Source organism: Dokdonia sp., assembly GCF_039945015.1.
In the GTDB taxonomy this organism is placed as follows: domain Bacteria; phylum Bacteroidota; class Bacteroidia; order Flavobacteriales; family Flavobacteriaceae; genus Dokdonia.
On sequence record NZ_JBDUXP010000030.1, the window covers coordinates 405,349 to 418,129 of the forward strand.

Below are 12,781 nucleotides of genomic sequence, written 5' to 3' on the forward strand. Positions count from 1 at the left end.
GGCTAGTGAATTTATTTGATTGGACATTAAAGGTTAAAGGGTTTAATATCGCTTTCGCGAAAGCGCAATTATCCCGTATCCAGTCCATCCCTGAAGATCAATACTTTGATTATATCGAAGAGAAAAAACAAGTGATTGTTTCCTATCATAAACAATACAATGCTTTTTATAAGAAATGCACAGAAAATCTTACTTCTGATCAATGGGAAGATCTACCTATACTCACAAAAGCAGATTTACAACAACCATTACAGGATCGTCTCTCCGAGGGATATTCTCGTAAAAATGTATATGTAAATAAAACCTCAGGATCGTCTGGTCATCCATTTATTTTTGCAAAAGACAAAGAATCTCATGCGTTATCCTGGGCTAGTTTTCAAGACAGGTATCAATGGTTTGATTTAGATATAAATACTTCAAAACAAGCACGATTTTATGGGATTCCGCTTGATTTTGTGGGCTATCGTAAAGAACGACTTAAAGATTGGTTAGGCAATAGGTATCGTTTTCCGATTTTTGATTTAAGCGAACCACAACTTAAAAAAATACACCATAAATTTACCACAACTGCTTTTGAATACCTCAACGGGTACACCAGTAGTATTGTACTGTTTGCCAAATATCTGAAACGGCACCAAATCCTACTTAAGGATATTTGTCCAACTCTTAAAGCTTGTATCGTTACTAGCGAAATGCTTTTTGAAAGTGATAAACAACTCATGGAAACTCAGTTTGGGATTCCAGTCATTAATGAATATGGCGCTTCAGAATTAGGACTTATAGCGTTTCAAAATACGCAAGATCAATTTCAGGTAGATAGTGAGTTATTATATGTTGAGATCCTCGATGAGGATAATAAAGCGGTGCCTCATGGGCAATCGGGTCGTGTGGTGATCACATCGCTTTACAACAAAGCACATCCTTTTATACGCTATGATATTGGGGATATGGGTACGCTTTCGCGAAAGAGTACTCCCCAAAAACCCATCCTAGAAAAACTCATAGGTCGTACCAACGATATTGCTCGTCTCCCTAGCGGAAAAGTAGTCCCTGGACTTACTTTTTATTATGTGACCAAAAGTGTCATTGAAGAAGATGGAAATGTGCAAGAATTTGTGATTGAACAAACGGCTATAGACACTTTTAAAGTCATTTATACGGCAACCCGTGAACTTACAGACTCAGAAGAGAATAAGATTAAACAAGGGACATATACCTACTTAGAAGCAGGGCTTACGGTTCTATTTGAAAAAGTAGCTATTATGGATCGAAGCAAACGTGGTAAGCTGAAGCAGTTTGTGTCTAAAATAGAGTCAACTTTATAAATTGATTTATTTTTCTTTTATCGGATTCTTAAACTCTTCTTTTAATTCAATAGGTATATCTGTAAATTCAATTGCTTTTAATTCCGTTTTTAAACTCCAAAGCGTTTCCGTCATAAATACATCTAAGTCATCTGGAATTTCCATGTTACTATCCTGAAATTGTTTTATCAAAATGGTTAGATAATCGGCAATAGATGTTTTTCCATTAGCGTCAAGAAACATTTCTTGAGGCCAATATTCCATGGTCGTTATTTTTATTGTTCCATTCTCATCTTTTTCAATTAAAGAGATTTGTTCAGAATTCAACCAACTCCATTTTTTTGATCTTGAAAAATATGTGTCTTTATGAGGATAAGATTTTATAAAATCGAATTCAGGTATTGTTTTTCTTTTATTAAATAATTTATTTAATATTCCCATTCGTTTTTATGTGTCTAAAATTATTTATATCAAATTAATAAGGCTATTTAAATTTTCTCAATCCACCGTGGTCTTACAAAAAAGTACTCGTAAAAGAATCGTAATAAATAGCATGTAGAAGTGATCCAAGAATACCCCAGATATTCTTTATAAAATCGGAAGTTATATTTTATAAGATTGATTTTATTTGAACTCATGGAATCTTCTCGTATTCTATAATATGCTAAGTCTTCTTGAAGCCCTAAGGCGGGTCTATTACCTTTTTTAATGGCTTCTAACCAAACAGCCCAGTCTTGTCGTTTGCGTATGTTAGGAGCTATTATTTTACCTATTTCGGAAGTTTTGTAGATGCCTGTAAGGTTTCCAACATAATTATTGGTGTGTTGTTTTTTATAGGTAAGCTTTGGCAATGCTTTTATACGTCTACCTATAGGCGTTCCTTCTTCGTTTATATGCACATAACTTGTATAGGAAACGGCTACCTTATTTTCTTGCATAAAGCGAAGTTGTTTTTCTAACTTTTCTGGATGCCAAAGATCATCAGAATCTAGAAAAGCAATATAATCTCCTTGAGCGAGCTCTGTTGCTTTATTGCGGGATTGTGCTGCACCGCTATTTCGCGAAAGCGTAACCACCTTTATACGGGTATCCTTTTTTGCGAGTTCTTCTACAATTTGTAATGAGGTGTCTGTAGAGCAATCGTTTACAATAATATGCTCCCAATGAAGATATGTTTGATCTTGAATACTCTTTATGGTATGGGTAATGTAGGCTTCTGCATTATACAGCGGAGTGATAATAGAGACAAGTGCTTGATTTTTAGTAAGCTTTTTCATCTCCTTTTAATGCCTTTACGACGGTTTGAATAATGATTTTTATGTCTAAAAGTAATGACCAATTTTCTACATAAAAAATATCAAACTTCACACGATTTATAATATCATTGTCTGATTCTACTTCTCCTCTATATCCACTTACTTGAGCAAGTCCTGTGATCCCTGGTTTTATAAAATGACGCACCATAAATTTATCGATACGCTCGGCATACATATGTGTGTGACTTACCATATGAGGTCTAGGTCCTACAACAGACATGTCTCCTTTAAGTACATTTATAAATTGTGGTAACTCATCTATGCTTGTATGACGTATAGCGCGACCTAAACGGGTGATACGATCATCGTTTCTACTTACTTGATGTAAGTCTGCACGAGGATTGGGCTGCATAGATCTAAATTTATAGCAGTAAAATTCTTTATAGTCAAGTCCGTTACGTTTTTGTTTAAAAAAGACGGGACCTTTTGAGTCTAATTTGATCAATATTGCCATAATAGGCGTAAGCCAAGAAAGTAACCCTACAAGAACTAAAATTGACATTACAATATCAAATGTGCGTTTTATAAATTGATTAATAGGGGTATCTATAGGAATTGTACGAAGTGATAATATGGGTGTAATTCCTAAGTATTGATAATTTAGTTTTTTTGTGAAGATCTCTTTATTATCTGGGATAAATTTGAGGATCTTAAGATTATTGTCTGCAAATTCTGAAATTTCTCGTATTTGTTCATTTGTAAATTCTGAAATAGAACAATAAATTTCATCAATACTATTCTCTACTACAAATGCAAAACAAGATTCTAATGATTGCGATCCAGATGGTTGTATATCAAATTTATTAATAAATTGATATCCATATGGTTTGTTTGATTTGAAAAAGTTTTCGAGTTGTTGTGTTTTTGAGTTTACTCCTAAAATAACAATTCTTCTAAAGTTACCTCCGAGTACCGTTCTATATTTTTTAAGAAGATAAAACACGCCTAGCTTTACAATAGTAATTCCTATAAAAACGTATATGATATAGTATATAATCCCTGAAGGATTGCTATTTATTTCGTGGAAGAATCCAAAAAAAGCAAAAACGAGTAATGTAAAAAGAATAGATTGAATTCCTAATAGCGAAAAAATTCTAATAAGAGGTGTATATCTATATACTTCATAAAAGCGAGATTTAATTGCTGTAAGCATCCAAGTAAAGGCTATAAATCCAATAAAGAGAAATAAGTGTTCGTCCATCACTAGACACACCTTGGCAAGCACTATAATGATCAAAAGATCAATGCTATATATACTAGGCCTAATAAAGCCCGAATATCTCCCTTTTTTGTAGGCCATGGGTTATTTTAATATATGCTTTGAAAAATCTTTATGTTCACTTTTTCGTAATTGTTCATCTGTAAGTCCCTTAAAATAGTCGTATGTTCTTCGCATTCCTTCACTACGAGATATTTTTGCTTCCCATCCTAAAACATTTTTGGCAAGACTAATATCGGGTTGACGTTGCATAGGGTCATCTACAGGTAATTCTTGGTATATTATTTTTTGATCTGTCCCTGTAAGTTTTATAATTTCTTCTGCAAAATCTTTTATGGTAATCTCATCTGGATTCCCAATATTAACAGGAAGTACATAATCACTCATTAGCAATTTATAAATCCCTTCTATCTGATCATCTACATAACAGAAAGAACGCGTTTGTGAACCATCGCCAAAAATAGTTAGGTCTTCTCCTCGTAATGCTTGTCCCATAAAAGCAGGAATCACTCTACCATCATTAAGTCTCATTCTCGGTCCATAAGTATTAAAAATGCGTACGATACGAGTTTCTAATCCATGAAAGCGATGATACGCCATGGTAATAGATTCTTGAAAACGTTTTGCTTCGTCATAGACTCCTCGAGGTCCTATGGTATTAACATTACCATAATACTCTTCTGTTTGAGGATGTACTAATGGATCTCCATATACTTCTGAGGTAGATGCAATAAGGATGCGTGCATTTTTTTCTTTGGCTAACCCTAAAAGATTATGGGTTCCTAAAGATCCAACTTTAAGTGTTTGAATTGGGATTTTAAGATAATCTATAGGGCTCGCTGGTGAAGCAAAATGTAATATATAGTCAAGCTTTCCCGGTACGTGTACAAATTTTGTCACGTCATGGTTATAAAACTCAAATTCTTCGAGTTTAAATAGGTGTTCGATATTTGCGAGATCTCCTGTAATTAGGTTATCAATTCCTATTACATGGAATCCTTCTTTTATAAAACGATCACATAAATGAGATCCTAAAAATCCTGCAGCACCTGTTATTAAAACTCGTTTACGCATATTAAGCTTCTTTTCTACCTATAGATATATATGTAAACCCTTCTTTCTCCATATCTTCTACATCATAAAGATTACGTCCATCAAATATCACAGATGTATTAAGGTTGTTTTTGAGTTTTACAAAATCCGGAGTTCTAAAAATACTCCATTCTGTACTTATAACCAATGCGTCTGCATTTTCGGTAGCTTCATACATGGTTGCGGCAAACTCAATTCGATCTTTATATTTTGCTTTTACATTATCCATTGCTTCTGGATCAAAAGCTTTTATTTTTGCTCCCCTTAAGAGCAATTCATTGATCATATATAAGGATGGAGCTTCTCTAATATCATCTGTTTCAGGTTTAAAAGCAAGTCCCCACATAGCTATTGTTTTACCTTTTAAATCATTATTAAAATGAGCTTCTATTTTAGGAATTAATTTTACCTTCTGATGATCATTTACATCAATAACGGCATCTAGTATCTGAAACTCATATCCAGATTCTTTTCCTGATTTATGAAGTGCTTTTACATCTTTAGGAAAACAAGAGCCCCCATATCCTATACCAGGAAATAAAAAACGTTTCCCTATACGGGAATCTGTTCCCATCCCTCGACGTACTTTATCTACATCTGCACCTACGAGTTCACAATAATTTGCAATCTCATTCATAAACGTAATCTTAGTAGCCAGAAAAGAATTTGCAGCATACTTTGTAAGCTCTGCCGATTTTTCATCCATAATGATGATAGGGTTTCCAGATCTTACAAATGGCTTATAGAGTTTTTCCATAAGTTTTGTTGCTCTTTCTGAAGAAGATCCTACAACAATACGTTCTGGTTTTAAAAAATCATCTACAGCAAAACCTTCTCTCAAAAATTCTGGATTTGAAACTACATCAAAATCAATAGTTGTTTTTGCAGCGATTGTTGCATGTACTTTTTCTGCAGTTCCTACAGGAACTGTACTTTTATCAACAATAACTTTATAACTCTTCATCTGCTCCCCTATATCCTTAGCTACGCCAAGAACATATGATAAATCTGCAGATCCGTCTTCGTCTTCTGGTGTTGGTAATGCTAAAAATATAATCTCTCCATGATCAAGTCCCTCTTGAAGTACTGTTGTAAAAGAGAGTCTTTTTGCATTAATATTACGTTCAAATAATACATCTAAATGAGGTTCATAAATAGGCACCTCACCATCTTTCATGCGTTGTACTTTTTTTTCATCTATATCTACACAAACAACTTCATTGCCTGTTTCGGCAAGACACGTTCCTGTTACTAAACCAACATAGCCTGTCCCTACTACGGTTATCTTCATATCTCAACTTAGTTAAAGCGCAAAAATAGGGAAGTATTTACAGTCTTTTATGACTATCTGGTTATAATTGCGAGAGTTGTTCTAAAAAGGTGGTTAAAATCTTGTCTTTTGCAAAATTTGAGACTACATAATCTCTTGCTTTTACACCCATTTTTTCTGCAAGATTAGAATTGTTGACCAATGTTTCTAATTGTTCCATAACAACCTCTATTCCTTTTTCAGAGCTGTAATAGCCTCCTTCAGAAATAGTCATTGCTTGTGCTACTTCAGATTGTGCGTGCCCTGTAATAATAGAAGGTTTTGCGCTTGCCATCATCCCTAGTATCTTAGAAGGCATCACTGTGTCTACTACTTCAGGTTTTTGAAAAAGAATATGTACATCTGTACTGCATAAAAGATCTGATAGGTCTTCATAAGGAACAGGCGGGTACAATGTAATCCCTGTGTATGATTTTATTTCTTGTTCAAGCCAACCTCTTTTTGCTCCATCTCCTACTATAATAATTTCAAAACGATCAAAGTCTATTGCATTTACAATCTTCATAAAAAAGTCCCAGTCCTGTTTGTCTCCTATATTTCCAGAATAGAGAATTTTATATTTTTCAGTTATTAAATATGGGTGCGCTTTCGCGAAAGCGGGATCAATTTGCTTTTCATCTATCCAATTAGGTAAAAAATACGTAGGGGCTGTCGTTTTTTTCTGCAACTTCTCAAGCATCATGTGACTTATCGTACTTACCCTATCTGCTCTTGAAAACAATGATTTTTCAAGTTGCATTAAGCATCTATAGATTAATCCTCCTTTTTGCTCACCACTTTTGGTAAGTCCTGATTGGAATGCAGCATCAAATTCAAAATCTTGTATGTGAATCCATGACTTTGCTTTAAATCTTTTTTTCTGAATATATCCTAATAATGTAGCACTAGTAAAAGGGACTATAGAAATGACAATATCACATTTTTTAATTTTCCATAAATTCCAAAAAGAACCCCAGGTAAAAGAAAGTATGTGTATAATTCTTTTTAAAAAAGTAGGATTTGCCGGCACATATTGCTTGTACCGATATAAGTTTATCGTTCCTAATTCTTCTTTAAAGTATGAAGATTTATCTTGATATTCTGGAGCAATTTTCCATTGTGGATAATATGGGAAGGCTGTAATTACATCAAGTTGTACATCATGTGCTTCTAAGTATTGCGCCAATTGGGTTGAGTATAATCCAATAGCCGTACTTTCTGGAAAAAAATTGAGTCCAACAAGTGTAATATGTGTATGCTTTTTCAAAAAAAATAATTAAGATGCAAAGTAAAGCGTTTTTTTATGAAATTATATACGATCTCGTATAGGTTTTGCAGGATTACCTATACATATTTTCTGTGAAGGTAAATTTTTAAAAACACTACTCCTTGCTCCTACAACAGTTCCTTCTCCTATAGAAACTCCAGGGGCAACATAAGTATCTGTTGCGAGCCAGCATTTTTCTCCAATTGTAATTTTTTCTGCATAAATTCTAAAATCCGGAGATTCATAATCATGTGTGCCAGTACAAATGTATCCTCTTTGAGAAATAACAGCATGGGCGCCTATTTCTATCTCTCCTAATGTATATAAAACAACATCATCGCCTACCCAACTATAATCTCCTATGGTCAATTTCCAAGGATATGTGATTTTTGCAGAAGGTCTTATAATAACATGTTTACCTATCGTTGCTCCAAAAGACCTCAACAAAAAGCGCCTCCATCCATATAAAAATTGTGGGGACCACGAGAAAAGTGTGGCTTGTACAATCCACCACAACTGTACTGTTATTTTAGATTTTCCTCTAAAATCCTTAGGTGTTTGATATTGATCTAAGTTTTGATACTTCATCTTATTTTATCCAGCCCTTTTCTTTAATCACTTTTGCAACAAATTTTCCAGTGGCTTCGTAGCCCAAGGTATTAAAATGTACGTTATCTTTTAGGAAACTTCTCGGAATACAATCTTTTTTTATGTCTTCAAGATCTTGAGGTGTTGGTGTTATATCCATATCATAAATGGCTTTATGTACCATATAGCTACGCACATCAACAAAATGTTCTCCAAATGTTTCTTCAAGTACCGTGTTTAATCTCATAATATTGGTGTGCGCATTTCCTCCTTTATATTCTCTATCTGCAATCCCATTACAAATAGATAAAATGAGGTAGTGTTTTTTTGCATTTTCTCCCAGGTGATCAACCATTGCTTGGATATTATCTCTAGTTTGAAAGACATGATCTCCTGCCTTTTTATCATTCCTTCCCGCCCAAATGATCGTCCACGTATTATTATTTTTAAGAGCATCATTAAATTTAAAAACAACAGTGTCTTGAACTTTTATATTTTCATGTATGTTTTGAGCCGTAAACCTATAGCCTGTTGTTTTCTTTTTATCTTCTTTTTTAGATAGACGCTCTATTGTTCCATTAATATCGTCTATTCTACCTTCTCTAAATTGCTTTGTTTGGAAGTTTATAGGTTCTGTATTATAATAAGTGACTTCTGAAGGTTTTGAAGCTTGAATCTCTTGATCTTTAAAAACTAATTGCATAGGAACTCCTCCTTGCAAAAGAGCAATGTTACTAGATTTGAGTCCGCCTACTCCAAAATTTTCATGAGGAATATTTAACTCATCTGTTACAACTTCTAAAATAGACTTCTTGCCGCCTGACCCTTTCATCATACTATCCCCCCAGCCTACAATTTTTGTGGTATTTTCTGATGATTCACAACTAATCAATGAGAAAACAAAAAGGAATACAATGCTATATCTTAGTAGGCTCATACGTCTGTTTTATAGAATTTCTAAAAGTCTTTCTTTAAATTGTAATCTTGTGAAATTTTCTTTAAAATACGTTTTATTAGATTGACTTATTTGAGAAACTTCATCTTTGTTCTGAGTGTAATATGATAAAGATTCATATAAATCTTGAGGATTTTTTTTCTCAAAGAATAGTCCATGTTTCTTATGGGTTATAATATCAGGAATCCCCGCATGTTTTGTGGTTAAAATCACATTTCCTGTTGCCATAGCTTCTAGAATAGAAATAGGTTGCCCTTCCATTTTATAATAGGTAGGCAAGACAAATATAGTCCCCCAATTTAAAAGGTCTCTTTTTGCATCTCCTTTGACAATACCTACATACGTTGTATGATCAAGTTTTGAAAAACGTTTTTCTATTTCTTCTCGTTGATTATAATCTATAGCTCCTGCAATCTTAGCTTCATATGGGATGTTATTCTCTTCTAATAATACAAATGCATCTAGAAGGTCAAAAATGCCTTTTTCTTCCATTAAATTACTTAAATAGATGATTTGAAGCTTTTCAAAAGACTTTTCAGTAGTTGTACTAGTCAAGTAATCTTCTGCAAAATTAGGAAGCACTTTAATTTTATCTTCAGAAATAAATGGCGTCATATTCTGTTTAAGAGATTCAGATAAAACAATACCTTTTGTTGTTTTAGATAATAAGAATCGAAACACTTTTTTCTTAATTCCTTTAAGTATCTTATATTCATTACCCAAATGATTACCATGGACATGGACAATCACTTCTCTCCGTAATACTGTACTTAACAAAATAAACGCAGTATATTTTATAACTCCAAAAAATGTCTGCCCTGGTGTTATATAAATGATTTTATGAAATAGGATTTTATACGCTTTTGGATAAAATGACAGATTAAAAAAAAGCTTATGGAACGAGAACTTTCCTATAGCTTCATCAAATCTTGAATAGGATGTGTTAATCACATCAATGGTATATTCTGATTGTTCTTTTATGATATCATACACCACCTTATTTGCTAAAGAGACTCCTGTTGTAGGTTCAGGAAGAGGACCAATAATAAGTATAGATTTAGTTTTCTTCACTTGTATATAAACTTTTAAGGCTGAAAAAATTCAAAAAGAATGCAAAAAATATGATGCCAGCTTCTCGTTCTAAAATGTTTTCTGTAAACATAACAATCGCATAAAAAACAAGGAGTAAGATTAATAATTGATTGTTAAATCGTATTGCATAAACAAGATTCATCCCTGTTGTACACAAAAATATAATAAGAGATATAACTCCTCCTATCAAAAGCAAACTAAAATATTGATTATGGGCATTGTATTTTCTTTCTGCTAAAAGTAGGTTCCCATCTTGCGTATACTTTTCTTGTAAAACGTCATTATAATCACCTATTCCATATCCTGTTAATGGTGATGCTACAATAAGTTTCTGAGCAGTATCATATATAGTATATCTAATATTTGTTGAGGTAATTTCACCTTTATCTAAATTTTCTATTTTGAGTAACTCTACAAACCTGTCTCTTGTTTTTGGAATAACAATTGTCAAGAATATCAATGTAGTAATTGCTATTAGATAAGGTTTAAGTAATTTTTGTTTTCGTTGAAAAACTACAAATAAAGAAAACACAATGATAAGCGCAATAAGTGGTCCTTTTTTAGCGTATAGTAATAGGAATAATACCAAGGTAATATCTATTCCTAAAATTGTAGCTATTTTAACTTTAGATCGTAACTCACGCAATATGTAAAAGGAAAATAGGATAGCAATACTACAATGCATTGATAAATAAATAGGGTGTATATTAAACTTCCCCATCTTTACTCTAAGTATTGTTCCAAAATGCTCCATCATTTCTGGAAAAGAATAATGCATCCCAAAAAACCACAGAAAAGAAATTACATTAAATAAAAATACGCCTATTACATAAATCCATAAATAGGTGGTCAAATTTTTAAATATCTCCTTACTTTCTGCTTTTGTAAGCATAGCAAACACAAAAGGGAATACAATAAGAGATGCCATTTGTAATAGCTTACGTTGCCCATATTCCTGATTATCACTATAAAAATAAGTAACCGCAATAGCTACATAGAGTAATCCATTTGTGATAAAAAAACGTTTATCAAAATGCCATTTTCTTTGCAAGGAATTTATAAGTACTGCAACTCCAAATAAAAGAATTGCAATCGCTTTCATATTTGATGGTAACACCACCAAAGCAAAAAGAATCCCAAGAGCAATCTTAACGATGGTTAGTCTTTTAAAGCTTTTGATTGTTTCCATATATATTGTTTATGTATAAAGAACTTTAAAAGTCCTCCTATAAGTTTAGGAATTATAACAACTCCTATAAGCGCCCCTACATAATAAGTATATCCATTTGTAAAGTCTCCTCTCAATAAAAAAATCAAGTGTATCGCTAAATAAAAAGCCATAATTTTCTTTAAATAATCATCACTTTTTAACCACGCTATCGCTCTTACCAAAACAATTGCTAGAACTACGGCTGCTATGATTACCCCAAAAAAACCAAAATTTATATACCCCTCTGAAACTAATGGATTTGATAAATTACTATAAGTAAAATCATAATTATCTATGAGATGATCTCCAACGAGTTCTCCCGTAGAAATTGGTTTGTCATTCCATAAACCTCTAGGAACAAAAAACAAAAAGGCACTTAATAACTGATTTCCTGATGAAAACCCATATTCTTTTACATAATCCATTGTTGCCATAATATTAGAAAAGGCATCATAATTTAATGTATTAAAAGCAGACGCAATCCCTCCTCCTTTCATATGATCAAAAACAATCATTGGGTTTTCTACTATTTCACCAAAAGAAGCCTCAGAGTGTGTAAGTATTGCAGATAAAGGGAAAGCAACAATCATGGTAAAGAAAAGGAAAAACAGCGTTTTTATATTGCTATAAAATAATTTAGGAATTACTAGAAATATTAAACTTATGTATAAAGGTCCTAAAGCGTTTCGTTTTTCGACAAGCGGGTTTTTAAACCAAAAAAGAATAAGTCCCAAAAACAAAAATATGGCACATATTGTAACAAGGTTTACTGCTTTTTTTTGTCCATTTTTAAAATATTGAAAACACAATATCAATCCTGCAAAAGGAACTAAAAAGAAAACCTTCTTCCATACTAAAAAGGTGATTACAGGAAAAGCAGATTTTCTCCAGGCTGGGCGACCTAACTCATCAAACACAAATGTATAACTGGCCAAAAACACAAGCAATGTAAGAATTGCAAGACTTACTATTAATACTGGTGTAAACTGTTTAGAATTTTCTTTTAACTCAGGGATTTTTCCTATCCTTTTATTTTTCTTAAAAAAAATATAGCTTAAAAAGAAGATCGTATTAAAAGTTGCAATTAAAATGTTTGTGTAAATCGCAAGATCTTTATCATAAGGAAATTTATTTACAAACAAAGGATTCGTTCCTTCAAACGAATTAATCTGAACCATCGGAGCCACTATAAAAAACAAAAGAGTAAATACAATAAACGCCGATATAAACGGAGAATATGTGCGTTCTACAAACACATGATATATAATAATTCCCGAAAGAATTAATGCATTTACTAGAAAAGAAAACCACACATCTACAGACCCGTCAAACGTCACAAATAACGTTACGGTTATAAAAGTATATACAAAAAGTAGTATAACCTTTAGTCCCATGGTGTATTCTTATTTATAGTCTTTAAAAGATCTTA

Annotated in this window: 12 protein-coding genes; 1 reads left to right on the forward strand and 11 read right to left on the reverse strand. The window is 32.7% G+C overall.

The features are described from left to right. Nucleotides 1-5 precede the first annotated feature (5 nt). Complete coding sequence (locus ABJD27_RS21680) at nucleotides 6-1,325, forward strand: phenylacetate--CoA ligase family protein (RefSeq protein WP_348164548.1); 1,320 nt, start codon at nucleotides 6-8, stop codon at nucleotides 1,323-1,325. Between the two features lie 6 nt (nucleotides 1,326-1,331). Here the strand turns inward: ABJD27_RS21680 and ABJD27_RS21685 are convergent, their stop codons facing one another. The 11 genes from ABJD27_RS21685 to ABJD27_RS21735 form a co-directional block, all read right to left on the reverse strand. Further along, entirely contained in the window at nucleotides 1,332-1,631 is a 300-nt protein-coding gene (locus tag ABJD27_RS21685) for a hypothetical protein (RefSeq protein WP_348164551.1), read from the reverse strand. 161 nt (nucleotides 1,632-1,792) lie between these two features. Then, entirely contained in the window at nucleotides 1,793-2,581 is a 789-nt protein-coding gene (locus ABJD27_RS21690) for a glycosyltransferase family 2 protein (RefSeq protein WP_348164553.1), read from the reverse strand. Next, entirely contained in the window at nucleotides 2,565-3,920 is a 1,356-nt protein-coding gene (locus ABJD27_RS21695) for an undecaprenyl-phosphate glucose phosphotransferase (RefSeq protein WP_348164556.1), read from the reverse strand. The genes ABJD27_RS21690 and ABJD27_RS21695 overlap by 17 nt, the downstream gene beginning before the upstream one ends. Before the next feature lie 3 nt (nucleotides 3,921-3,923). Beyond that, nucleotides 3,924-4,913 (reverse strand): UDP-glucuronic acid decarboxylase family protein, encoded by a 990-nt coding sequence (locus tag ABJD27_RS21700; protein ID WP_348164559.1) that lies wholly within the window; start codon nucleotides 4,911-4,913, stop codon nucleotides 3,924-3,926. Between the two features lies 1 nt (nucleotide 4,914). Then, nucleotides 4,915-6,222 (reverse strand): UDP-glucose/GDP-mannose dehydrogenase family protein, encoded by a 1,308-nt coding sequence (locus tag ABJD27_RS21705; protein ID WP_348164562.1) that lies wholly within the window; start codon nucleotides 6,220-6,222, stop codon nucleotides 4,915-4,917. Nucleotides 6,223-6,283: 61 nt separating this feature from the next. Next, the gene (locus ABJD27_RS21710; RefSeq protein WP_348164565.1) at nucleotides 6,284-7,507 is read right to left on the reverse strand and encodes a WcaI family glycosyltransferase; all 1,224 of its coding nucleotides are present in this window, start codon (nucleotides 7,505-7,507) and stop codon (nucleotides 6,284-6,286) included. Nucleotides 7,508-7,549: 42 nt separating this feature from the next. Beyond that, nucleotides 7,550-8,095 (reverse strand): putative colanic acid biosynthesis acetyltransferase, encoded by a 546-nt coding sequence (locus ABJD27_RS21715; protein WP_348164567.1) that lies wholly within the window; start codon nucleotides 8,093-8,095, stop codon nucleotides 7,550-7,552. A 1-nt stretch (nucleotide 8,096) separates the two neighbouring features. Next, entirely contained in the window at nucleotides 8,097-9,032 is a 936-nt protein-coding gene (locus ABJD27_RS21720; protein ID WP_348164570.1) for an SGNH/GDSL hydrolase family protein, read from the reverse strand. Nucleotides 9,033-9,041: 9 nt separating this feature from the next. After that, nucleotides 9,042-10,121 (reverse strand): glycosyltransferase family 4 protein, encoded by a 1,080-nt coding sequence (locus ABJD27_RS21725; RefSeq protein WP_348164573.1) that lies wholly within the window; start codon nucleotides 10,119-10,121, stop codon nucleotides 9,042-9,044. Then, a complete protein-coding gene (locus ABJD27_RS21730; RefSeq protein WP_348164576.1) occupies nucleotides 10,108-11,331 on the reverse strand; it encodes an O-antigen ligase family protein in 1,224 nt (407 codons plus the stop codon). The genes ABJD27_RS21725 and ABJD27_RS21730 overlap by 14 nt, the downstream gene beginning before the upstream one ends. Further along, nucleotides 11,301-12,746: an O-antigen polymerase gene (locus ABJD27_RS21735; RefSeq protein ID WP_348164579.1), complete on the reverse strand. Its 1,446-nt coding sequence runs from the start codon at nucleotides 12,744-12,746 to the stop codon at nucleotides 11,301-11,303. The genes ABJD27_RS21730 and ABJD27_RS21735 overlap by 31 nt, the downstream gene beginning before the upstream one ends. Nucleotides 12,747-12,781: the final 35 nt, after the last annotated feature.